Below are 23,144 nucleotides of genomic sequence, written 5' to 3' on the forward strand. Positions count from 1 at the left end.
ATTCTCACGGCGGCAGGTGGTTGGCGCGCGTCGAACCGGGGCGGCCCCGGGCCGGCCCGGGGCATCAGCGGGCGAAGAGGGGCTCCCCCGGCATGGCCGTCCCGGCGGGGAGGAGGGCCAGGTCCAGGCCGCTGACCAGCCGGGCCCGCAGCACCTCACTGGCCGAGAGGGCCTGCGCGATGCGGCGGGCCGCCTCGGCAGGCACGGCGTCCGGGGCGAGGACGAGCGCGAGGGTGCCGTCCGCGGTGCCGGGGCCGAGGTGGGCGCGGACCACGGCGGGGTCGGCGGCCACGGTCTCCCGTACGGCCTCGATGACGGCGGGGTCCTGGAGCGGGTCGGTGCTGGTGCGGTTCTCGGCCAGCGCCAGGAGCGCCTGCCCGCTCAGCTCGAAGGCGACGGGCCCGGCGAGGTCCAGCACGACGGTGTCGGCCTTCTCGTGGGCGGCGGCCTGGAGGGCCTGGTGCAGCGGTACGGCGACGGGGCGCGCCTCCGGGTCCCAGAGCGCCAGCGACGCGGTCGAGGTGAAGGCGGGGAGCGCGCGCCGGTCGCCGGCCCGGAGGGTCGGCACGGCCATGTCGCTGGTCTTCTCGCGCCGGAGCCCGTTCTCGTCCTCCTCGACCTCGCCGAGGACGGCGACGACGGGGACCAGGAGCCGGGCGTCGCGCAGGGCCGTGAGGACCGGGCCCACGGCACTCCGGTCGCGGGACCAGGCGTCCAGAGCCCTGGTCAGGGCGGGGGACGCCGAGCCGTCGTCGTCGGAGAAACCGGGGTCCGGGATGTTCTTGAGCTCCACGGGACGAGGGTAGTGCCTGGGGTTCCGCCGCCCGCCCGCAGGTGGGCCCCTCCGGCACGGGACCCGGCACGACGGCGGGGGCCGGGTCTCAGCGCCCGGTCGCCACGGACAGCAGGGCGTCGGCCTCCTCGCGGGCGTGGGCGACCGGGTCGGGGAAGACCTTCAGGCCGTGCGCGACCAGAGCCCCTTCGTGCAGCAGCATGAGCGTCCGGCCCAGCCGGTCGGCGGCGTCGGGGCCGAGACCCTCGACGTCCCGGGCCAGTCGGGTGAACAGGTCCAGCATCCACTGCTTCTGGCCGGTGATGACCGCGTGCGCCGGATGGGACGGGTCGCTGATCTCCGCATGGGCGTTGACCATGCTGCACCCCTTGGAGCCGTGGTCCGACATCCAGTCGCGCGAGGCGTCGAAGACGGCCAGGATCCGGGCGCGCGGCGCGGGCGGTGCGGCGTCCAGACGCCCGGCGAGGAAGGCGCGCCAGCGTTCGTCGCGGTCGGCGAGGTACTCCACGACGACCTGCTCCTTGGAGCCGAAGCGGTCGTAGAGGGTCTTCTTGGTCACCCCGGCCTCGGCCGCGATCAGGTCCACCCCGACGGCGTGGATGCCCCGGTCGTAGAAGAGCCGCCCGGCGGCGGCCAGGGCCCGTCGCGCGGCAGGCGTCATCGTGATCCGTCGCGGTTCCTCGGAAGTGCCCATGGCACCCAGTATACCGATCTGTATAGTCGAGGGCGAGGTATACCGATCTGTATAGCGAGGTGCGCCATGAACGTCCTTCTCCCGGTCGCCTTCGTGCTGTGCTGGAGTTCCGGGTTCATCGGGGCCAAGCTCGGCGCGGGCAGCGCGTCCGCCCTCACGATCCTGATGTGGCGGTTCCTGCCCCTGACGGTCGTCCTGGCCGTGGTCGCGGTGACCGCCGCGCGCGCCTCCTGGCGGGGCCTCGGCGTACGGGACGTGGCCCGGCAGACCGTGATCGGCGCGCTGTCGCAGAGCGGCTATCTGCTGACCGTCTACTACGCGATCCAGCTCGGGGTCTCCACCGGCACCACGGCCCTGATCGACGGGGTCCAGCCCCTGGTGGCGGGGGCACTGGCCGGACCGCTGCTGCGGAGTCACGTGACCGCCCGGCAGTGGCTCGGCCTGTGCCTGGGAGTGGCCGGGGTCGTCGTGGTCACGACGGCAGACGCCTCGGCCGCCGCCGGGGTGGCCGGGTGGGCCTACGCCCTGCCGTTCGTCGGCATGCTGTCGCTGGTGGCGGCCACCTTCCTGGAGAGCCGTTCCGCCACCCGGGTGGCCCCTTCGGTGTCGCTGACCGTCCACTGCGCCGCCAGCACCGTGATCTTCACCGCGCTCGCCGTCGGGACGGGGACCGCGCTGCCGCCCGCCGAGCCCGCGTTCTGGGGCGCGGTCGGCTGGCTGGTGGTGCTGTCCACCTTCGGCGGGTACGGGCTGTACTGGCTGATCCTGAGGCGCTCGGGCGTCACGGCGGTGAACACGCTCATGTTCCTGATGGCCCCCGTCACGGCGGTCTGGGGAGCCCTGATGTTCGGGGAGCCGTTCGGCCCCCGGTCCGCGCTCGGCCTGGCCCTCGGTCTGGTGGCGGTGGTCGTGGTGCACCGCGGGGCCGCCCCGCGCGGCGACGTGCAGGCCGGTGGTCCGGCTCGGGATCCGGCCGCGCGCGACCGGTCGGACGCGGTGTCCGCGGCGACCCGGTGAACCGGCGCCGGACGGTCCGGGCGCGGTGCGCTCAGCGGCGGCCGGGGGCGTTACGGCCGCGCCACAGGACGACGGCCGCGGCCAGCAGCGCCGCGCCGAGGCCGCCGGCGAGCGGGGCGGCCCAGTTGGCCGTCGCGTCGGCGGCGCGGTCCGGGGCGGGGCCCTCGCCGAAGTACCGCCCCCGGTGTCCCGCCGGGGCGGCCTTGGCGTCCAGGCCGGCCGTGCGCAGCCGGGAACCCGCCTCGATGGCCTCCGCCGGGTCGACGATCCCGTAGCCGCGGGCGTCGTCGCGGCCCTGGGCGGGGGCGTCGCGGGCGGTGTCGGCGAGGAGCTTCTTGATCTGGGCCGGGTCGAGGCCGGGGTGCGCGGAACGGACCAGGGCGACCGCGCCGGAGACGAACGCGGCGGCGGCCGAGGTGCCCCACTCGATGTAGTAGTGCCCGTCCGGATTGGCGACCACGATGTCGACGCCGGGGGCGCTGACGGTGGCGTACCAGCGGCGGGTGGAGAACGACGCGTGCGTACCGTACTCGTCGACCGCGGCGACCGCGATCACCCCGGGGTAGGCGGCGGGGTAGGAGATCCGGTCCCCCTTCTCACCCCCGTTGCCCGCCGACGCGACGACGGGGACGCCCTTGGACAGGGCGTACTGGATGGCCGCGTCCTCGCCGGGGTCGGGGTGGGCGGACTTGCTGTCGTCGCCCAGGGAGAGGTTGATGACGTCGGCGCCGTTGTCCGCGGCCCAGCGGATGCCGTCGGCGAGGGCGGTCCCGCGGGACTTGCGGGCCTTGGCCCGGGCCGGGTCCTTGGACTCCAGGATGACCCGGACGGGCAGGATCCGGGCCTCGGGTGCTATGCCGAGGACGCCGTCGGAGCGCCCGGGGCCGTTGCCCCGCCCGGCGATGATGCCGGCCATCGCGGTGCCGTGCAGGGCCCAGGAGGAGTCGCCGCGGGCGGCGCCGAAGCCGACGAGGTCCTTGCCGGGGAGCACCTGGCCCGTCAGGTCGGGGTGGGCGTCGTCGACCCCGGTGTCCAGGACGGCGACGGTGACGCCCCGGCCCCGGGTGGTCTCCCAGGCCCGGTCCGTGTGCAGGGCGTCCAGGGCCCACTGCTGGTCGCGGATGGCGTCCGCGTGGGCGGGCGCCGCGGGGGTGAGCGCGAGGACGGCGGCGGCGCAGACCGCGGCGAGGACGCGGTGGGGTCGTCGGGTCATCCGGGCTGCTCCGTGAGGTCGGCGACGTGGGTGCGCAGTGCGCGCTCCACCCGGTCCGCGATGCCCTTCGCCTCGTGGCCGAGCCCCGCCTGGGCGATGTCCGTCGTGGCGCCCGGGGCCATGGCGTCGGGCGCGGGCTGCGGGGCGGCGACGGTGCGCCCGTCCGCGAAGCCGGAGACGGCGAGGACGACGACCGGGATCTCGGTGAGCGGGTTGACGGTCCAGCTGGCGCGCTGCCGGTCGCCGAAGGAGGCCGCCGGCGTGCCCTCGGGAGCGTACGTACGGGGCATGAGGTCCCTGCGCGCGCCGAGCTTCTGCTCGGTGAACCGGGTGCGCAGTGCCCGCATGCTCTGGGCGTCGGCCTCGGTGAAGACCAGGCCGACGGTGGTGACGGCGGAGCGGGTCGCGTCGGTGTAGGTGGCGCGCACCAGCCGTTCGCAGCCGACGGAGCGGAGCGTGGTCAGGAGCAGCGGGTCGAGCCCGCCCTTGCAGGTGCTGTCGGCGGCGACGGCGACCCGGGTCCAGGTGCGGTGGGTGCCGCCGGGGCCCGCGCCCTTGCCCTGGAGAGTGCGGGGGAACAGCGTGTCGACGGGGACGCTGTGCCAGGCGCCGCGTGCGGCGGTGTACGGGTTCCCGGTGGTCTCGGCCGAGGAGTCGCCGGTCAGCCAGGCTCCGGTGACCGCCCCGCCGATGAGCCCGAGGCCGAGCACGACGCAGGCGGCGGCTGTTGCGGTACGCCACCGCTGCCGGGGCCGGACCGGCCGCAGCCGGGTGGTGGTCTCGGCCGGTGTCTCCGGGTAGCCGTAGCGGACCGGCGTCCGGTAGCCGCCGGGGGGCGGCGGAACGGCTCCCGGCGCGGGCGTCAGGTCGACGGCTCCGACGGGCCTGCGCCGGGTGACGGGCGGCGGGCCGGCGGGCGGTGCGAGTGGCGGAGCGGAAAGCGGTGCCGGAGGCGGAGCGGGAAGCGGAGGGCTCGCGGAACCCGCGGAGGGCGGGGCCGGGTGCGTGGGCCTCGTGGAGGCGGGCGCGGACGCGGACGTCCTGGCAGGCGCGGGGCGCTGGGCCGGTGGGGCCTGCGGGACGGGAGGGGCCTGCGGGGCCGGTGCTGCGGAAGCGGCCGGGGCGGCCTGCGGAGCGGAAGGTGCCGGTGTGGCTTGCGGAGCGGAAGGTGCCGGTGTGGCTTGCGGAGCGGAAGGTGCCGGTGTGGCTTGCGGAGCGGAAGGGGCCGGTGTGGCTTGCGAGGCTGGGACGGCCGGACGGGCGGAAGTGGCCGGGGCGGCCTGCGAGGCCGGTGCGGCCGGACGGGCAGGCGGGGCCGGGCGGGCCTGCGGGGCGGCGTTGGCCGCCAGAGTGAAGCGGGTCGGCGGGGCCTTCGGGTCCAGCGGGACCGGTGCAGCCGGTGCAGCCGAACGAACCGGCGGGGCCTGCGGGGCCCGCGGGGCCCGCTGAGCCGGAGCGCCCGGGCGAGGCGCAGAAGCCTGCGGGGCCTGAGCGGGCAGGTGCGGCGGGGAAGCCTGCTGGACCGGAGCCGGGGCCGCGGGCGCTCCCTGCGGGGCCGACGCAGCCGCGTCGGCCGGGGACTCCGGAGCACCCTGCGCGGTGGCCTCCGGACGAACCTGCTGAGGCGGTGCGGTCCGCGAGGCCGGCGGGGTCGCGGAAGCGGGTGTCGAGGGCGCGGGGGCGGACGCCGTGGGAGGGACGGTCGGGCGGGGCGGCACAGGGGCGCGCTGCGCTTCGGTACTCATCCGGCCCCCCGCATACACGTCCTCGTACCGACCACGGATCACCGCCGCTGACAGGCCCGTTGGTGCTCGCGTGCACGTCACTCTACGGGCTGCGGGCGGGCGGCGGGGAACGGGACGCCCCGGTCGGCGGACGATCGGCGGAGGATCTGTCCTGATCGTCCCCCTACCCAGCCGTAGCGGCTCTCTGGCAAGCTGCGGCCATGACTGCCCGCGCCGCTGACCGGACCCGTTACAACCGGGCCACCGCCCATCTCGACGCCCCGATCGCGATCGTCGATCTTGAGGCGTTCGACGCCAACGCCGACGATCTCCTGCGGCGGGCGGCCGGGAAGCCGGTCCGGGTGGCGAGCAAGTCGGTGCGGTGCCGGGCCCTGCTGGAGCGGGTTCTCGCGCGTCCCGGATTCGCCGGGATCATGTCGTACACGCTGGCCGAGTCGCTGTGGCTGGCGCGGGCCGGATTCGACGACGTCCTGCTCGCCTACCCGTCGGCCGACCGGTCCGCCTTCGCCGAGCTGGCCGCCGATCCGAAACTGGCCGCGGCCGTGACCGTGATGGTCGACGACCACGCCCAGCTGGAGCTGATCGACGCCTCCCGGGCGGGCGGCCGGGAGGAGATCCGGGTCTGCCTGGAGCTGGACACCTCGCTGCGGATGCTGGGCGGCCGGGTCCGGATCGGGGCGCTGCGCTCGCCTCTGCGCTCCCCCGCGCAGCTCGCCGAGCTGGCCCGCTCGGTGGCCCGCAGGCCGGGCTTCCGGCTGGTGGGGCTGATGGCGTACGAGGGGCATGTCGCCGGGGTCGGCGACGCGCTGACGGGTCGGCCGCTGCGGTCCCGGGCGATCCGGCTGATGCAGTCGGCCGCCCGCAGGGAACTGGCGGTCCGCCGGGCCGAGGTGGTGCGGGCGGTCCGCGCGGTCGCGCCGGAGCTGGTGTTCGTCAACGGCGGCGGGACCGGCAGTGTGCAGCACACGGCGGCCGAGGACGCGGTCACGGAGATCGCTGCCGGTTCGGGGCTGTACGTGCCCCGGCTGTTCGACAACTACACGTCGTTCACCGGCCGGCCCGCGGCCCTGTTCGCACAGCCCGTGGTGCGTCGGCCCGGCGTGGGTGTGGTGACGGTGCTCGGGGGCGGCTATCCGGCGTCCGGCGCGGCCGGCGCCGACCGCTCGCCGGTGCCGTATCTGCCGGAGGGGCTGCGCTACGACCCGCAGGAGGGCGCGGGCGAGGTCCAGACGCCGCTGCTGGGCTCCCCCGCCGACGACCTGCTGATCGGCGACAAGGTCTGGTTCCGGCACGCCAAGGCCGGGGAGCTGTGCGAGCGCTTCGACGCGCTGCACCTGATCGAGGGCGACCGGGTCACGGCGAGCGTTCCGACGTACCGGGGCGAGGGCCGCACCTTCCTCTGAGCCCGCGCCCGTGGGCGATCCGGCCTCTGAGCCCGCGCCCGTGGGCGATCCGGGCTTCAGGGGCCGATGGACGCGCCCACGCCGGCGCTCGTCGCGCTGTCCCCGAGCGGGCGGATGCCCCGGGTGATCGTGTCCATCAGGGACAGCGGCAGGGCGGAGACCTCGGCGTCGAAGGCGAACCTGACGATCACCGGTGTCCCGGCGCCCACCGAGGAGGGGAAGACGAGGGACTGCACATACCCGCCGGGCCCCTTGCCGGTGGTGACCTGCCAGCGCACCAGGTAGCCGGTGCGGCCGGCGACGGTCAGCTCCTGGGCCTTGAGCACCTGGTGGGACGTGATACCGCCGTGGGTGCGCCGGCCGAGGCTGTCCTCCTCGTAGGCCCTGTCGGCCGCGGTGGCGATGTCGGCCTCGGCCAGGGCCCGGACATCGGTCTCGCCGCCCCGGGCGGTGCGGGTGCTGACCGTGCCGTGGTAGCAGAACGCCGCGCCTCCGGGGCAGTCGTAGGACTGCTCGGTGCGGATGGTGGCGGCGTCGTCGGAGGTGTTCTCCGGCTTCTCCCAGCCCTTGGGCACCGGCAGGGTGACCCCGTTGAGCTGGTCGACGAGGACCGTGGGGTCCTCGTCCGGACCGGGGCCGGAGTCGGGGCCGGCGGAGGAGGACGTGGCCGTGGGTGCGGTGACGGGGGCCGCGGAGGAGGTGGTCGCCGTCGGAGCCGCGGGCGTACCGCCCTCGTCGCGGCCCAGCAGCACGGCCCCGGCGACGGCCGCGCCCAGGACCAGCACCCCCGAGAGCGTGATCGCCAGGACCTTCGTCCGGCTGCCGCCGCCGGATTGGTCGATCGGACCGCGCTGGTGCGGGAGCGGAGGCGACGGCGGGCCGAACCCCGCGGGTGCCGGCGGCTGTTCCGGTGCGGCGTGGGCGGCGCCGGGCGTGCGGGTGTGCCCGGTCCAGGCCGTGCCGTCCCACCAGCGCTCCAGGCCGGATGCACCCGTGTCCGGATACCAGCCGGGCGGCGTCGCGTAGCTCATCCCCCCACTCTAGGGTCCGGCTCGGACACGGCGGCCGGGGCTCTGGGGGTTCGCGGGTCAGGCGTCGCGGGCGGTCAGGGACAGCAGGTCGCGGGCGGGGCCGGTGGGGCGGTGGCCGCCGGGCCAGACAGCGCGCAGTTGGCGGCGCAGCCGTACGCCCGCGACGGGGACCTTGACGAGGCGGCGGGACGACAGCTCCTCGCCGAGGGCGAGTTCGCTCAGGACGCAGGGGCCCGCGCCGCTCTCCGCCGCGCCCTTGACCGCCGTGGTGGAGGAGAGCTCCAGCAGCGGCTGGGCCAGTCCGCCGTGCACGGCGAGCGCGGCGTCCAGGACCTGGCGGGTGCCGGAGCCGTGTTCGCGCAGGATCAGCGGGGTGGCGGCGAGTTCGCCGGGCAGCAGCGGGGTGCGGCGGCGGGCCCAGGGATGGCTGGGGGCGACCACGACGACGAGGCGGTCGTGGGCGATGACGGTGCCGTCGAGGCCCTCCGGTATCGACAGGCCCTCGACGAAACCGAGGTCGGCCTCGCCGGTGACCAGGCGGCGCGCGACGGCCGCGGAGTTGCCGACGAGGAGCGAGACCGCCGTGTCCGGCCGCTCGCCGCGCAGCGCGATCAGCCAGCCCGGCAGCAGGTACTCGGCGATCGTCATGCTGGCGGCGACCCGCAGCCGGGAGTCGCGGCGGTCGCGCAGCGCCTGGGCGCCGGCGTCGAAGGCCTCCGCCGCCTCGACGACCCGGCGCGCCCAGTCGGTGACCAGCGCGCCCGCGTCGGTGAGCCGGGAGCCGCGCGGGGAACGGTCCAGGAGCGCGACGCCGAGCAGGCGCTCCATGGACCGGACGCGGCTGGAGGCGGCGGGCTGGGTGATGCCGACGTCCCGGGCGGCCCGCCCGAGGCTGCCGTGCCGGGCGACGGCGAGCAGCAGTTCCAGCGCCCCGAGGTCGGGGACCCGGTGGGAGAGGGAAACGTGGGGTGCGTGTGCGTCGTCGCCGGTCATAGAGCCAGCTTATGACCTCATAGGAACGGGGTCCCTGGTGGGCCGCGGCCCGGCCGCGAAGAATCGTGGCATGACCATCTTTCCGGTGACCCGGACCGCCGTACCGTCGCCTCCCGCCGCGCTTTTGGCCCGCCCGGCCGAGGCGCCGGGCGACGGGACGCGCCTGCCGTTCCTGCGGCACATCGGCCCCAACTGGTACGCGAGCGTCATGGGCACCGCGATCGTCGCGAGCGCCGGCGCGATGCTTCCGGTGGACGTTCCCGGGCTGCGCGCCGCGTGCACCGTGGTGTGGGCGCTGTCGGCCCTGTTGCTCCTAGCCGTCCTCGCCGCCCGTGCCGGGCACTGGCTCTGCCACCGTGACCAGGCGCGGGCCCATCTGCTGGACCCGGCCGTGGCCCCGTTCTACGGCTGTCTGTCGATGGCGCTGATGGCGGTCGGCGGGGCCACTCTGACGGTGGGCCAGGACGTGGTGGGCGCGCGGGCGGCGCTCGCGGTGGACGTGGTGCTGTTCGTGGCGGGTACGGCGATCGGTCTGGTGGCCGCGGTCGTGGTGCCGTATCTGATGGTCGTACGCCACCGTCCCGCGCCCGGGACCGCGTCCCCCGTCTGGCTGCTGCCGCTGGTCGCCCCGATGGTGTCGGCGTCGCAGGGCGCGCTGCTGGTGCCGCACGTCGCCGCCGGGCAGGGGCGCGAGGCGCTGCTGCTGGCCTGCTACGCGATGTTCGGCCTGTCGCTGCTGGCCACGTTGGTCGTGCTGCCGCTGGTCTTCTCCCGGCTGGTCCACCAGGGCCCGTTGCCGCTCGCGCTGACCCCGACGCTCTTTCTGGTGCTGGGGCCGCTCGGACAGTCGACGACCGCCGTCAACCAGCTGGCCGACGTCGCCCCGGGCGCGGTCGGCGCTCCCTACGCGTCCGCGTTCGGCGCGTTCGCCGTGCTGTACGGAGTGCCGGTGATGGGCTTCGCGCTGCTGTGGCTGGCCCTGGCGACCGCGATGGTGGTGCGGGCCGCCCGGAACGGCATGGGCTTCGCGATGACGTGGTGGGCGTTCACCTTCCCCGTCGGCACCTGTGTGACGGGCGCGGCGGGTCTGGCGCGGCACACCGGTCTCGACGCGCTGACCTGGCTGGCGGTGGCGCTGTACGGGGCGCTGGTCGTGGCGTGGGCGGCGGCCGGGGCGCGGACGGCGCTCGGGGTGGTCAGCGGAGCGCTGACGGCAGCGCCCGTGCCGCCTCGGCCAGCGACGGCCCGTACCACGTGAGCAGCCGCCCGTCGACGAGTGCGGCGGGCAGGGCGGGGAAGGCCTCGGGCCCGTCGTCCGCGGTGAAGCGGTAGGGCTCGTCGGGCAGCACGACCAGCTCGGCCCCGGAGGCGTTCAGCTCGTCGAGCGGGATGCGCGGGTAGCGCTCGGGGTGGTCGGCGTACACGTTGCGGACGCCGAGGCGGGCGAGGAGGTCGCCGGCGAAGGTGTCGTGGCCCAGGACCATCCAGGGCCTGCGCCAGATCGGTACGACGGCGGGGCGCGGGCTCCCGGAGGGCGCGGGCAGCGCCGCCCAGGCGGCCTCCGCCTCGTCCAGCCAGCGGGGCCGGGCGAGCCCGCAGCCGTCGACGAGGACGCGGTGCAGTTCGGCGAGGGCCTGGTCCAGGGTGCGGACCTCGGTGACCAGGACGTCGAGCCCGGCCGCCCGGAGCGCGTCGAGATCGGGGACCCGGTTCTCCTCCTCGTTGGCGATCACGAGGTCGGGGGCGAGGGCGGCGATCGCGGCCACGTCCGGGTTCTTGGTGCCGCCGACGCGGGCGGCGGTGAGGTCCGCGGGGTGCGTGCACCAGTCGGTGACCCCGACGAGCAGCCCGGGTGCGGTGTGGGCGACGGCCTCGGTGAGCGAGGGGACCAGGGAGACGACGCGCACGGGCGGGCCTTTCGCGGGTGGAGGGGGAGCCGGAACCGCCCCGGACGGACCCGGTTCGGACGGACCGGGCACCGGACGACTCACCCCGGACGGGCTGGGCACCGGACGACTCACCCCGGACGGGCTGGGCACCGGACGACTCACCCCGGACGGGCTGGGCACCGTACGGACTCGGCGCCCTGCCGGGCGCATCCGTACGGGGTCAGCGGCGCGAGTCGAACGTGGCGTCGATGTGTTCGGCCACCGCGACGACCAGGAGCCGGGTGCCGGGCACGGTGGCACGCCAGCGGTGGCGGACCCCGCCGGAGAGGAACAGGGTGTCGCCACGCTCCAGGCGGTGGACCTGGCCCTCGGCCTCGACGTCGACGGCACCCTCGACGACGTACATCAGTTCGTCGTTGCGGTGCTGGCACTCGCGCCCGAGGTCCGGTTCGCCGGTGAACTCCAGGGCGCTGAGCTGATGCCGGCCGCGCACCAGGCGGCGTACGCCCTCGCCCTCCCCGGCCCGGACGACGTCGACGGCGCGCGCGGAGTCGGCGGCGGCCCGCAGACGCCCGGTGGTGGTCTCCAGCGCTTCGGCGACCCGGTCGAGGGAGCGGGCGCTGGGGCGGGCGCGCTCGTTCTCGATCTGGCTGAGGAAGGGCACGGAGAGGCCGCTGCGCGAGGCGACCGCGGCCAGCGTGAGCCCCAGGGTTCTGCGCCGTCGCCGGACGGCGGCGCCCACCCGTGGTGTGTCCTTGTCGTCCATGTCCCGGCTCCCTCCCGCCTCCGCCATCCTCCCGGTTGCCAGCACCTTACGCACATGGTTGCGCACGACGTCCGGTAAACGACCCCGGGCAGCCGGAAGGGGTGGCCCCGCCCGAAGGCGGGGGCCACCCCTTTCGACCTGCTGCTTTCGTGCCCGTGGGCCCCTACTGGGGCGCCATGGTGTCCGCGATGCCCGGGTTGTCGTCCATCCAGGCCTTCACGGCTTCCTCCTCGTGGCCCACGCCGCGCTTCTGGATCTCGTTCTCCAGGCCGGCGAGCTGCTTCTCGCTGAGCTTGAAGTCCTTGAACCACTTCGTCAGCTGCGGGTACTGCTTCGGGAACTCCTTGGAGGCGATGGTGTGCAGGCGGTCGCCCTCACCGAACGCCTTCTTCGGGTCCTTGAGCTTGGTCATGCCGTACTCGTTGTACGCCCAGTGCGGGGTCCACAGCAGAACCGCGATGGGCTCCTTCTTGGCGTACGCGCGCTTCAGCTCGGCCAGCATGCCGGGCGTGGAGGAGTCGAGGACCTCGTACTCCTTGTCCAGGCCGTAACTCGGCAGGACGTTCTTCTTGAGGTTCTCCATGGTGGCGGTGCCGGGCTCGATGCCGACGATCCGGCCCTTGAAGTCGGAGCCCTTGCCCTTGAGGTCGTCGAGGGTCTTGACGTCCTTGACGTAGTCGGGGACGGCGACCTCGATGGAGGTGGGCCCGTACCAGGAGCCGATGTCGGTCAGCTTGTCGCCGTACTTGTCCCAGTAGTTCTTCTGGGTGTACGGCAGCCAGCCGTCGAACTGCACGTCGATCTGGCCGCGTGACATCGCGGCGTACATCGGGCCGACCTCGAACTGCTTGAGGTTGATCTTGTAGCCGCGCTCCTCCAGGACCGCCTTCCACAGGTACGTGGCGGCGATGTCCTCCTCCCAGGGGAACCAGGCGACCTCGACGGCACGGTCGCGCTCGTCCTTGCCGCCGGCGGCCTTGGCGTCCTTCGGGACCGGGGTCCACTTGTCGGCGACGCCCGGGTTGTCCTCCAGCCAGATGCGGACGGCGTCCTGCTCCTTGCCGGAGCCGGACTTCTGGATCTGGGCCTCAAGGCTGGTGAGCTGCTTCTCGCTCATCTTGAAGTCCTTGATCCACTTGCTGACCACGGGGTTCTCGGCGGAGAAGCCCTTGCGCGCCAGACTGTGGACGCCGTCGCCCTTGCCCCAGAGGCCCTTGGGGTCCTTCAGCTTGGTGAGGTCGTACTCGTTGTACGCCCAGTGCGGCGACCAGAGCGGAACCACGATGGGCTCCTCCTTGGCGTACGCGCGCTTCAGCTCGGCCAGCATGGACGGCGTGGAGCCGTCGATGAGCTTGTACTCCTTGTCCAGGCCGTAGCCCGGCAGCAGCTTGTCCTTGAGCAGGCCCATCTCACCGGCGCTCGGCTCGATGCCGACGATCCGGTCCTTGAACTCGGAGGCCCGGCCCTTCAGGTCGTCCATCGTCCGGACGTCCTTCATGTACGCGGGGACGGCGAGTTCCAGCGAGGTCGGGGCGTACCACGCGCCGAGGTCCTCCAGGCGGTCCTTGTACTTCGCCCAGTAGCTGGCGTGGGTGACCGGCAGCCAGGAGTCGGTCTGGAAGTCGATCTGCCCGTTGGCCATGCCGGTGTACAGCGCGCCGGCCTCGTACTGCTTGACGTCGACCTCGAAGCCGCGCTGCTCCAGCATCTCCTTCCAGAGGAAGGTGGAGGCGATGCCCTCGTCCCACGGGATGTAGCCGATGCTGACCTTCTTGCCGTCGCCGATCCGCGCGCTCTTGCCGGCGGTGTCGTCCTTCGAGCCGCCGAACATGCTCATGCTGCCCGCGACGAGCGCGAGGACGACGATGCCGACGGCCGCGATACGGGGCTGCGGGCGGTAGGTCCAGATCTTCCAGCCCTCGGCCATGGCCTGGGCCTTGGCGACCGCGCGGCGGCCCAGCGGGGAGACCTCGGTGCCGAGCGCGCCGGTCATCCGGTCCAGGTACATGGCGAGGATGACGATGGAGATGCCCGCCTCGAAGCCGAGGCCGACGTCGACGTTGCCGATGGCGCGGTAGACGGAGCCGCCGAGGCCGCCGCCGCCGACCATGCCCGCGATGACGACCATGGAGAGGCCGAGCATGATGACCTGGTTGATTCCGGCCATGATCGTGGGCAGGGCGAGCGGCAGCTGGACGCGCAGCAGGGTGTTGCGCGAGGTGGTGCCGAAGGCCTCGGCCGCCTCGACCAGTTCGCCGTCGACCTGGCGGATGCCGAGTTCGGTCATCCGGACGCCCGGGGGCAGCGCGAAGATGATGGTGGCGATGATGCCGGGGACCACGCCGACGCCGAAGAAGATGACGCCGGGGATCAGGTAGACCATGGCGGGCATGGTCTGCATGAAGTCCAGGACCGGCCGGGTGATCGCGCTGACCGTCCTGGACCGGGAGGCCCAGATGCCCAGGGGTACGGCGATGACCAGGGTGACCAGCGTCGCGACGAGCACCAGGGTGAGGGTGTCCATCGCTTCGTCCCACAGTTCGACGGAGTCGATGAGGGCGAACCCGACGAAGGTGAGCAGCGCCGCGGGCAGGCCGCGCAGCCACCAGGCGATGACGGCGACGATGCCCGCGAAGATCAGCGGTGCGGGGGCGGACAGGACGGCGGCTATGCCGTCGAACATGCCGCTGACGAGCGAGCTGATGGCGTCGAAGAGCCAGGCGAGGTGGGTCTGCAGCCAGTCGACCGCGGAGTCGACCCATTCGCCGAGGGGGAGCCTAAACACTGGCCACCTTCTTCACGCCGTCCGCTGCCGCGGGTTCGGTGTCGCGGGGGGCCTCGGCCGGGGTCATCGGCTCACCGAGGACGGCGAGCAGCCGGGCGCTGGGGACGACGCCGACGAGCTTGCCCTTGGCGTCGGTCACCGCGACCGGGTTCGCGCTCTGCGAGCAGGGCGTGAACAGGTCGATGATCGGCGTGGACTCCGGGACCGTGGCGGGGGCCGCGGCCAGCACGTCCTGCGGGGTGCGCAGTTCCTTGCCGTCCGCCGCCTTCGTGCCCATCACGGTGTGCGCCTCGGCCATGATCGCGCCCGCGGTGAGCACCCGGGAGCGGTCGACGTCCTGGGTGAAGGAGGCGACGTAGTCGTTGGCCGGAGTGACGAGGATGTCCTCGGCGGTGCCGAGCTGCACGATCTCCCCGTCGCGCATGACGGCGATCCGGTCGCCCAGGCGCATGGCCTCGTTGAGGTCGTGGGTGATGAAGACGATGGTCTTCTTCAGGCGCTTCTGGAGCTCCAGCAGCTGGTCCTGCATGTCACGGCGGATCAGCGGGTCGAGCGCGCTGAAGGACTCGTCCATGAGCAGCAGGTCGGCGTCGGTGGCCAGCGCGCGGGCGAGGCCCACGCGCTGCTGCATACCGCCGGACAGCTCGTCGGGCCAGGACTTCTCCCAGCCTTCGAGGCCGGTCAGCCGCAGGGCCTCGGTGGCGCGCTGCTCGCGCTCCTCGCGCGGCACGCCCTGGACCTCCAGGCCGTACGCGGCGTTCTCCATGACGCTCCGGTGGGGGAAGAGCGCGAAGTGCTGGAACACCATGCTGATCTTGGTGGAGCGGACGTTCCGCAGCTCGCGGGGGCTCAGGGCGGTCAGGTCCTGACCGTCGAAGAGCACCCGGCCCGCGGTGGGGTCGAGCAGACCGTTGAGCATCCGCAGCAGGGTGGACTTGCCCGAGCCGGACAACCCCATGACGACGAAGATCTGACCCGGCTCCACGGTGAACGAGGCGTCGATCACCGCTGCGGTCGTTCCCTCGGCGCGCAACTCGTCGCGGTCGGAGCCGCTCTCGAGCTTCCGCACGGCTTCATCGGGTCGTCTGCCGAAGACTTTGTACAAGTGCTCGGCTTGCAGCCTGGACACATACACCTCACGCGTTGAACCGAAAAACGGTCTGCCACCCCCTACGGCAGACCGTGGAGCGGTGCGGGTTCTGTCCGCGTGGCACATGCACTAGTTGAAAATGCGACGTGGTTCGCTCCGATGGCGCGCCTGCCCTCGCTTACACAGCCCAAACACAACAGTGATCCAGGTCACTGACCTGCGACGGAGCGACAGTAAGCGGTTACCCGGAGCGACTGTGGGCGCGGTGGGGCATCATCGGGTCTGTGACGCGACGCCTGATGCTCCTCGACACCGCCTCCCTCTACTTCCGCGCCTACTTCGGGGTGCCCGATTCGGTGCGCGCGCCGGACGGCACACCGGTGAACGCCGTGCGCGGCCTCCTCGACTTCATCGGCCGCCTGGTGCAGGACCACCGGCCGGACGACCTGGTCGCCTGCTGGGACAACGACTGGCGCCCGCAGTGGCGGGTCGACCTGATCCCGACGTACAAGGCGCACCGGGTCGCCGAGGAGACGCCCGCCGGACAGACGGACGAGGAGGAGATCCCCGACACGCTGTCCCCGCAGGTCCCGATCATCGAGGACGTGCTGGCGGCGCTCGGGATCGCCCGGGTCGGCGTCACGCCGTACGAGGCGGACGACGTCATCGGCACCCTCACGGGGCGGGCGACCGGACCGGTGGACATCGTCACGGGCGACCGCGATCTGTACCAGCTGGTCGACGACGCCCGACAGGTGCGGGTGCTCTACCCGCTCAAGGGCGTCGGCACCCTCCAGGTGACCGACGAGGCCTGGCTGCGCGAGAGGTACGGCGTGGACGGCGCGGGCTACGTCGACCTGGCGCTGCTCCGCGGCGACCCGAGCGACGGGCTCCCGGGCGTGCCCGGCATCGGCGAGAAGACGGCGGCGAAGCTGCTGGACGCGTACGGCGACCTCGACGGGATCATGGCGGCGGTGGACGATCCGAAGGCGAAGCTGACCCCGTCGCAGCGCAAGCGGCTGGACGAGTCGCGCGCCTATGTGGCCGTCGCCCCGAAGGTGGTCCGGGTGGCCGGGGACGTCCCCCTGCCCGACTTCGACCCGGCGCTGCCCCGCGAGCCGCGCGACCCGGCCGCCCTGGAGGCGCTGGCGGAGCGGTGGGGGCTCGGTGGAGCGCTTCAGCGACTCCTGACCACCCTTCAGCACTGAGGTGTTAACTTAGGCATACCTAACCTCACGTTCTCGAACCAGGGAGTACCTCGTGGCAGACCGCCCGGCCCGGCAGGGACCCACGGCTCAGGGTGCGCAGGTCGTGCGCACCGAGCAGATCACCCCGCACATGGTGCGGGTGGTCCTCGGCGGCGAAGGGCTCGCTGACTTCACCCTCTCCGGCTTCACCGACCACTACATCAAGCTGTGCTTCGCGCCCGAGGGCGCCGACTACGCGCACCCGTTCGACCTGGCCGCGATCCGCGAGGAGTACCCGCGCGAGCTGTGGCCCACCACCCGCACGTACACGGTGCGCTCGTGGGACCCGGTCGCCCGCGAGATGGCCGTCGACTTCGTCGTGCACGGCGACGCGGGTCTCGCGGGACCGTGGGCGCAGCGGGCCCGGGTGGGCGAGCAGGTGACCTTCCTCGGCCCCGGCGGCGGTTACGGCCCCGAGGCGTCGGCGGACTGGCACCTGCTGGCCGGCGACGAGAGCGCGCTGCCGGCGATCGCGGCGGCGCTGGAGCAGATGCCGTCGGGTGCGCTGGTGCACGCCTTCGTGGAGGTGCCGGACGCCACCGAGGAGCAGAAGATCGTGACGCCCGACGGGGTGACCGTGACCTGGCTGCACCGCGGCGACCGGCCCGTCGGCGAGCTGCTGACCGCCGCCGTGAAGGGGCTGGACTTCCCGGGGGGCGAGATCCAGGCCTTCGTGCACGGGGAGGCCGGCTTCGTGAAGGAGATCCGCCGGTATCTGCGCATGGAGCGGCAGATCCCGCTGTCGCGGCTGTCGATCTCGGGCTACTGGCGCCTCGGCAAGGACGACGACGCCTGGCGCGCCGTCAAGCGCGAGTGGAACGAGCAGGTGGAGCGCGAGCAGGAGAGCGGCACCACCGCCCCGTAGCACCCGCCCCGACACCGGCCGCGCCCCGAGCCACCCGTCGGCCCGCCCGGGGCGGCCCGGCCGAGCAGACCACCGGACCCCGTCCGCCGCACCCGCGGCGGGCGGGGTCCACGTGCAGGGGCACGGCGCGGGAGCCCCGGCCCCACGGCAACCGGGCCGGGACCACCGCACCGGGGCCGGCGCACCAGGTACGCGAGGGCCGCGACGGACGAGCCCGGCGTCACGGCAAGCGCGCCCGTGCCACCGCACCGGATACGCAGCGCCGAGGCGGCCGCACCGGATACGCGACGCCGACCCGCGCCGCCGGGGCCACACGCAGGCCAACCTGGCCGACGGGCGCCACGCCGCCACCTCTCAGCCCTCGGCCCCCGCCCCCCGGCTTCAGGCGTCCGTAGGGCCGGCCTCCGCACGGCGCACACCAGCCCCGCCGCCACGCACCCCGTCCCCGTCCCCGTCCCCCTCCGCGGTGCGGAAGCCCTCCCGCCCGACCGGCCCCGAGAGGTACCCCGGGGACTCGAAGCGCCGGAAGGACACATCGATGTGCGCCAGTCTCCGCAGCGCGCCGAACATCGCCTCGCCGAGGACGGTCCCCACGACCACGCTCTCGACCAGGTCCTCGCGGGCCACCCGCCGCTGTACGTAGTCGAGGTCGGCGCGGGCGACCGGCTCGGCGGCAGCCGCGTAGACGTCCAGCAGGTCGATGTACCCGCCGTGCCCGGCCCGGCGCAGCGCGGCCAGGACCCTCGCGAGTGATTCGGCGGCGGGACCCCGCTCGTCGGCGTGCCAGCCCCTCCGCAGCAGCAGCCCGGCCACCTCCTCCCGCGCCTCCTCCAGGTCGGCCCCCGCCTCCTCCTCGTCCTCACCGGCCGGTGTGACGCCGTCCGCCGCGATGCCGAGCACCTTGTGCACCGGCTGTTCGGGGTCGTCCATGGCCTCCAGGACCTCGCCGATGTCGGCGAGCGAGAGACCGCCCACGTCCAGCAGCGCCCGGATCAGGCGGAGTCGGCGCTCGTGTCCGGGGCCGTAGTGCGCCTGATTCGGGCTGGTCAACTCCCCTGCCGGCAGCAGCCCTTCCCGTAGGTAGTACTTGATCGTCGGCACCGGGACCCCGGACCTGCGACTCAATTCGCCGATGCGCACCGCGTGTTCGCCCTTTCACCCTTGCCAGAAACCGCACTCATCATAGATAGTCCACCTATCGGATAGCAGACAGCGCGACTATCCATACTGATCACATCATCACTCATATCACCGTCATCGAACGCACCGTCAGTGAAGTCACCGTCACTGGACGCACCGTCACCGCACCCATCGTCACAGGAGGTCTCCCATGTCGTCGCCATGGCGTTCCTGGCATCGCCCCTTAGTCGTCTGCTCCGCCGCGATGGTCATTCTGGCGCTCGTTTCCGCCGTCGGCCTCGTGGTCGACGACCGGGTCCTGGTCGGCGCACCGATCTGGGCGAAGCCGTTCAAGTTCGCCGTGTCCTTCGCCGCGTACTGCCTGACCCTGGCCTGGATGCTGACCCTGTCCACACGCGGGCGGCGCGTCGGCCGGTGGGCGGGGAACGCCGTCGTGCTGACGAGCCTGGGCGAGATGGTACTGATCACGGTCCAGGTCGTCCGGGGCAGACGCAGCCACTTCAACTCCGCGACCCCGCTCGACGCGGCTCTGTGGGACGCGATGGGGCAGACCGTCGTCGTCCTGTGGGGGGCCAGCCTGGTGATCGCCGTCCTGCTGCTGCGCACCCGCATCGCCGACCGGGCGACGGCCCTGGCCGTCCGGGGCGGGCTGCTGATCGCTCTGGCCGGCGCGGCCCTCGGCTTCCTGATGGGGCAGCCGAGCGAGAGCCAGCGGGCGTCGGGAAACCTCGACACCGCCGACATCGTCGGCGCGCACTCCGTGGGGGTGCCGGACGGCGGCCCCGCCATGCCGCTGACCGGCTGGTCGACGACCGGCGGCGATCTGCGGGCCCCGCACTTCGTGGGCATGCACGCCCTCCAGCTGCTGCCGCTCCTCCTGATCGTCCTGGTGCTCCTCGCGCCCCGCTTCGCCCCGCTGCGCGACGCCGGGGTGCGGCTGCGCCTCGTCCGGGTCGCCGTGGCCGGCTACGCGGCGCTCGTCGCGCTCATCACCTGGCAGGCGCTCCGGGGCCAGCCGCTGATCCACCCGGACGGGGCCACGCTGGCCGCCGCCGGGGTCCTCCTCGCGGCGGTGGCGTGCGGAACCTGGAGCGCGCTGCGCCCGGCCGCTCCCACCTGCCCGTCCCGCACCACCGACGGCAACACCAACGACGACAAGGAGCCCGTCGCATGACCGGCGCACTGTTCGAGATCACGTTCTATCTGGCCGCCCCGTTCTGGCTGCTGATGATCTTCGCCCCCACCTGGTCCGGAACGGCCCGCGTCGCCGCCTCGCCGCTGACCGTGCTGCCCGTGCTCGCCGTCTACGTCGTCATGGCCGTCCCGGTGTTCCCGGAGCTCTGGGCGGCGGTGAGCAGCCCGGACATCGACACCTTCCGCGAGCTCACGGCGCTGGCCGGCGGAGCGGGGACCGTCTGGGCGCAGGTGATCGCCTGGGACCTGCTGGTCGGGCAGTGGATGTATCTCCAGGGCCGGAAGCTGGGGCTGTCGCCGCTGCTGATGGGTCCGCTGCTGGTCCTGACGATCCTGCTGTCGCCGTTCGGGCTGCTGATCTTCCTCGCCGTCCGCGCCGTCCGTCTGCGGCGGCGCGCGGCGCTCACCGGCTGAGTCGCGTCCTCCCGGGGTCCCGTCTGGAAAGATCGCGGGCATCCGACCAATCCGCACGCGCCTCGGCTCCGAATCACTACCGGAAGCGACGATCGTCCCGGGAGGAAAACCGCGTGAAGGAAGCCGTACACATCAGTGGGGTGCCCTCGCCCGGTCCCGATCTCCAGGAGCTCCTGGTGCGGGTCGCGCGGGGCGACCAGGACGCGTTCGCCGCGGTGTACGACGCGGTGAGCGGGCCCGTGCTCGGCCTGGTGCGCAGCGTGCTCCGCGACCCGGCGCAGTCCGAGGAGGTGGCGCAGGAGGTGCTGGTGGAGGTGTGGCGCACCGCGCCGCGCTTCCGGGCCTCCCGGGGCAGCGCGATGAACTGGGTGCTGACCGTGGCCCACCACCGGGCCGTCGACCGGGTCCGCTCGGCCGAGTCCGCTGCCGCCCGGGAGCACAAGGCGGCCCTGCTGGACCGGACGCCCGCCTTCGACGAGGTGTCCGAGCAGGTCGAGACCCGGCTGGAGAGAGAACAGGTACGGCGCTGCATGCGCACGCTGTCCGAGCTGCAACGGGAGTCGGTGACCCTGGCCTACTACCGGGGCCTGACCTACCGTGAGGTCTCGGAGTTGCTCGCCGTGCCGCTGGGCACCATCAAGACACGACTTCGCGACGGCCTCATCCGCCTCCGCGACTGCCTGGGGGTGAGCGCGTGAACACGGCAGAACTGCACACGCTGACCGGGGCCTATGCCCTGCATGCGCTGCCGGAGCCCGAACGGCTGGCGTTCGAGCGGCATCTGGAGGACTGCGAGGCCTGCGCCCAGGAGGTGCGGGAGCTGTCGGCCACCGCCGCCCGGCTCGGCCTCGCCGTCGCCGAGACCCCGCCGCGCGAGCTGCGCGAGAGGGTGCTGCGGGAGATCACGACCGTACGCCAGGAGAATCCGGCGCACGGCGGTCGGACGCGGACCGGCGGGAGCGGACGCACCGGCCGGTGGTACGCCTTCGCGCTCGCCGCCTGTGTCGCCGCGGCCGCCGCGTTCGGCGGGGTCGCGGTCTGGCAGAACCAGGTGGCGCAGGACGCGCGGCAGGAGGCGGACCTGGCTCAGCGGCAGAACGAGGCGTTGGCCCAGGTGCTCTCCGCCCCGGACGCGAAGACCTCCTCGGCCGAGCTGACCGGCGGCGCGCACGGCACCGTCGTCGTCTCGTCGAGCCAGAACCGCGCGGTGTTCCTGGCCTCGGGGATGGCACGGCCGCCGAGCGGCAAGGTCTACCAGATCTGGTTCAACGACGAGGGCACGATGCGCTCGGCCGGTCTGATGGACCCGAAGGCGAGCGACGACGCTGTCCTGCTGGACGGGCCGGTGGACCGGGCGTCCGGGATGGGCATCACGGTCGAACCCGCCGGAGGCTCGGAGGAGCCGACCTCGTCCCCGGTGGCGCTGATGGACTTCCCGACCGCCTGACCCTTCACCCACGAATCACCCACGAACCATGCGAAGGAGCGCCTGTTCCATGAGTGTCGCGGTGGTGCTGTTCACCTCCGACCTGCGGCTGCACGACAACCCGGTGCTGGATGCCGCCCTGCGCGACGCGGACGAGGTCGTCCCGTTGTTCGTCCGGGACGACGCCGTCCACCGCGCCGGGTTCGACGCGCCCAACCGGCTGGCGTTCCTCGCGGACTGCCTGGCGGACCTGGACGCCGGACTCCGCCACCGGGGCGGCAGGCTGATCGTCCGGCAGGGCGAGATCGCCGCCGAGGTGAAACGGGTCGTCGAGCGGACCGGGGCCGCCTCCGTGCACGTCGCCGCCGGAGTCAGCGCGTACGCGACGCGGCGCGAGGAGCGGATCCGGGAGGCCCTCGCGGGCGCCGGGTGCGAGCTGCGCCTCCATGACGCGGTGGTCACCGCGCTCGCTCCGGGCCGGGTGGTCCCGACGGGCGGCAAGGGCCACTTCGCGGTGTTCACCCCGTACTTCCGCCGTTGGGAGGCGGAGGGAGTACGGGGCACACTGACCGCTCCCCGCGCGGTACGGGTGCCGGACGGCGTGGCCTGCGATCCGCTCCCGGACCGGGACACCGTCAAGAACCTCTCCCCCGGTCTCGCCCGGGGCGGCGAGGAGGCGGGCCGGAAACTGGTCACGGCCTGGGTGAACGGGCCGATGGCCGACTACGAGGACGGCCACGACGACCTGGCCGGCGACGCGACGTCCCGGCTCTCCCCCCATCTGCACTTCGGTACGGTCTCCGCCGCCGAACTGGTGCACCGCGCCCGGGAGAAGGGCGGGTCCGGCGGCGAGGCGTTCGTGCGGCAGCTGGCCTGGCGCGACTTCCACCACCAGGTCCTCGCGGACCGGCCGGACGCCTCCTGGTCCGACTACCGGCCGCGCCACGACCGCTGGCGCTCCGACGAGAACGAGATCGACGCCTGGAAGGCCGGGCGGACGGGCTATCCGCTGGTGGACGCGGCGATGCGGCAGCTCGCGCACGAGGGCTGGATGCACAACCGGGGCCGGATGCTGGTCGCGAGCTTCCTCACCAAGACGCTGTACGTGGACTGGCGGGTGGGCGCCCGGCACTTCCTGGACCTGCTGGTCGACGGCGACGTGGCGAACAACCAGCTCAACTGGCAGTGGGTGGCGGGCACCGGGACGGACACCCGGCCCAACCGGGTGCTCAACCCGGTGATCCAGGGCAAGCGCTTCGACCCGCGCGGTGACTACGTACGGCGCTGGGTGCCCGAGCTGGTGGAGCTGGAGGGGGCCGCGATCCACGAGCCGTGGAAGCTCCAGGGCCTGGACCGGGCGGGGCTGGACTACCCGGACCCGGTGGTGGACCTGGCCGAGGCGCGGTCCCGCTTCGAGCACGCCCGGGGCCTGGACTGAC

General features: G+C 73.5%; 21 protein-coding genes. 10 read left to right on the forward strand and 11 right to left on the reverse strand.

Annotated elements, in window-relative coordinates; all coding sequences use genetic code 11:
* Positions 1-64 precede the first annotated feature (64 nt).
* A complete protein-coding gene (locus OG245_RS06210; protein WP_371622537.1) occupies positions 65-793 on the reverse strand; it encodes an SseB family protein in 729 nt (242 codons plus the stop codon).
* Positions 794-881: 88 nt separating this feature from the next.
* The gene (locus OG245_RS06215; protein ID WP_371622538.1) at positions 882-1,487 is read right to left on the reverse strand and encodes a TetR/AcrR family transcriptional regulator; all 606 of its coding nucleotides are present in this window, start codon (positions 1,485-1,487) and stop codon (positions 882-884) included.
* A gap of 66 nt (positions 1,488-1,553) precedes the next feature.
* On the opposite strand from OG245_RS06215, the gene OG245_RS06220 reads away from it, so the two are divergent.
* Complete coding sequence (locus OG245_RS06220) at positions 1,554-2,504, forward strand: DMT family transporter (protein ID WP_371622539.1); 951 nt, start codon at positions 1,554-1,556, stop codon at positions 2,502-2,504.
* Between the two features lie 31 nt (positions 2,505-2,535).
* Here OG245_RS06220 and mycP read toward each other — a convergent pair whose 3' ends face one another.
* Positions 2,536-3,717 (reverse strand): type VII secretion-associated serine protease mycosin, encoded by a 1,182-nt coding sequence (gene mycP, locus OG245_RS06225; protein WP_371622540.1) that lies wholly within the window; start codon positions 3,715-3,717, stop codon positions 2,536-2,538.
* Positions 3,714-4,583 (reverse strand): hypothetical protein, encoded by an 870-nt coding sequence (locus OG245_RS06230; protein WP_371627820.1) that lies wholly within the window; start codon positions 4,581-4,583, stop codon positions 3,714-3,716. Before OG245_RS06230 ends, mycP begins: the two co-directional genes overlap by 4 nt.
* A 1,079-nt stretch (positions 4,584-5,662) precedes the next feature.
* Here OG245_RS06230 and OG245_RS06235 point away from each other — a divergent pair.
* Positions 5,663-6,865 carry an amino acid deaminase/aldolase gene (locus OG245_RS06235; protein WP_371622541.1) on the forward strand — a complete coding sequence of 401 codons (1,203 nt, stop codon included), beginning with the start codon at positions 5,663-5,665 and terminating at the stop codon, positions 6,863-6,865.
* Positions 6,866-6,921: 56 nt separating this feature from the next.
* Here OG245_RS06235 and OG245_RS06240 read toward each other — a convergent pair whose 3' ends face one another.
* Positions 6,922-7,896, reverse strand: a complete 975-nt coding sequence (locus OG245_RS06240) for a DUF2510 domain-containing protein (protein WP_371622542.1) — start codon at positions 7,894-7,896, stop codon at positions 6,922-6,924.
* 57 nt (positions 7,897-7,953) lie between these two features.
* Positions 7,954-8,889: a LysR family transcriptional regulator gene (locus tag OG245_RS06245; RefSeq protein ID WP_371622543.1), complete on the reverse strand. Its 936-nt coding sequence runs from the start codon at positions 8,887-8,889 to the stop codon at positions 7,954-7,956.
* A 70-nt stretch (positions 8,890-8,959) separates the two neighbouring features.
* On the opposite strand from OG245_RS06245, the gene OG245_RS06250 reads away from it, so the two are divergent.
* Entirely contained in the window at positions 8,960-10,147 is a 1,188-nt protein-coding gene (locus OG245_RS06250; RefSeq protein WP_371622544.1) for a TDT family transporter, read from the forward strand.
* Here OG245_RS06250 and OG245_RS06255 read toward each other — a convergent pair.
* From OG245_RS06255 to OG245_RS06270, 4 genes are all read right to left on the reverse strand, one after another.
* Entirely contained in the window at positions 10,086-10,796 is a 711-nt protein-coding gene (locus OG245_RS06255; RefSeq protein WP_371622545.1) for a helical backbone metal receptor, read from the reverse strand. The two genes, OG245_RS06250 and OG245_RS06255, sit on opposite strands and share 62 nt — an antisense overlap.
* 202 nt (positions 10,797-10,998) lie before the next feature.
* Entirely contained in the window at positions 10,999-11,544 is a 546-nt protein-coding gene (locus OG245_RS06260) for a helix-turn-helix domain-containing protein (RefSeq protein WP_371622546.1), read from the reverse strand.
* A gap of 163 nt (positions 11,545-11,707) precedes the next feature.
* Positions 11,708-14,329: an ABC transporter permease/substrate binding protein gene (locus OG245_RS06265; RefSeq protein ID WP_371622547.1), complete on the reverse strand. Its 2,622-nt coding sequence runs from the start codon at positions 14,327-14,329 to the stop codon at positions 11,708-11,710.
* Positions 14,322-15,398: a glycine betaine/L-proline ABC transporter ATP-binding protein gene (locus tag OG245_RS06270; protein ID WP_371622548.1), complete on the reverse strand. Its 1,077-nt coding sequence runs from the start codon at positions 15,396-15,398 to the stop codon at positions 14,322-14,324. The genes OG245_RS06265 and OG245_RS06270 overlap by 8 nt, the downstream gene beginning before the upstream one ends.
* 320 nt (positions 15,399-15,718) lie before the next feature.
* On the opposite strand from OG245_RS06270, the gene OG245_RS06275 reads away from it, so the two are divergent.
* Positions 15,719-16,627, forward strand: a complete 909-nt coding sequence (locus OG245_RS06275) for a 5'-3' exonuclease H3TH domain-containing protein (RefSeq protein ID WP_371627821.1) — start codon at positions 15,719-15,721, stop codon at positions 16,625-16,627.
* 52 nt (positions 16,628-16,679) lie between these two features.
* On the forward strand, positions 16,680-17,531 hold the full coding sequence (locus tag OG245_RS06280) for a siderophore-interacting protein (protein WP_371622549.1): 852 nt from the start codon (positions 16,680-16,682) through the stop codon (positions 17,529-17,531).
* 381 nt (positions 17,532-17,912) lie between these two features.
* On the opposite strand, the gene OG245_RS06285 is transcribed toward OG245_RS06280, so the two are convergent.
* Positions 17,913-18,632: a MerR family transcriptional regulator gene (locus tag OG245_RS06285; RefSeq protein WP_371622550.1), complete on the reverse strand. Its 720-nt coding sequence runs from the start codon at positions 18,630-18,632 to the stop codon at positions 17,913-17,915.
* A 283-nt stretch (positions 18,633-18,915) separates the two neighbouring features.
* On the opposite strand from OG245_RS06285, the gene OG245_RS06290 reads away from it, so the two are divergent.
* The 5 genes from OG245_RS06290 to OG245_RS06310 all read left to right on the forward strand — a co-directional run bounded on the left by OG245_RS06290 (position 18,916) and on the right by OG245_RS06310 (position 23,143).
* Positions 18,916-19,845 (forward strand): hypothetical protein, encoded by a 930-nt coding sequence (locus tag OG245_RS06290; protein WP_371627822.1) that lies wholly within the window; start codon positions 18,916-18,918, stop codon positions 19,843-19,845.
* A complete protein-coding gene (locus tag OG245_RS06295) occupies positions 19,842-20,279 on the forward strand; it encodes an ABA4-like family protein (protein WP_371622551.1) in 438 nt (145 codons plus the stop codon). Before OG245_RS06290 ends, OG245_RS06295 begins: the two co-directional genes overlap by 4 nt.
* 113 nt (positions 20,280-20,392) lie before the next feature.
* Positions 20,393-20,977: a sigma-70 family RNA polymerase sigma factor gene (locus tag OG245_RS06300; RefSeq protein WP_371622552.1), complete on the forward strand. Its 585-nt coding sequence runs from the start codon at positions 20,393-20,395 to the stop codon at positions 20,975-20,977.
* Positions 20,974-21,726, forward strand: coding sequence for an anti-sigma factor domain-containing protein (locus OG245_RS06305; protein ID WP_371622553.1), 753 nt, complete (start codon positions 20,974-20,976; stop codon positions 21,724-21,726). The genes OG245_RS06300 and OG245_RS06305 overlap by 4 nt, the downstream gene beginning before the upstream one ends.
* Before the next feature lie 49 nt (positions 21,727-21,775).
* On the forward strand, positions 21,776-23,143 hold the full coding sequence (locus OG245_RS06310; protein ID WP_371622554.1) for a deoxyribodipyrimidine photo-lyase: 1,368 nt from the start codon (positions 21,776-21,778) through the stop codon (positions 23,141-23,143).
* Position 23,144 lies beyond the last annotated feature (1 nt).

Source organism: Streptomyces sp. NBC_01116 (assembly GCF_041435495.1).
Classification (GTDB): domain Bacteria; phylum Actinomycetota; class Actinomycetes; order Streptomycetales; family Streptomycetaceae; genus Streptomyces.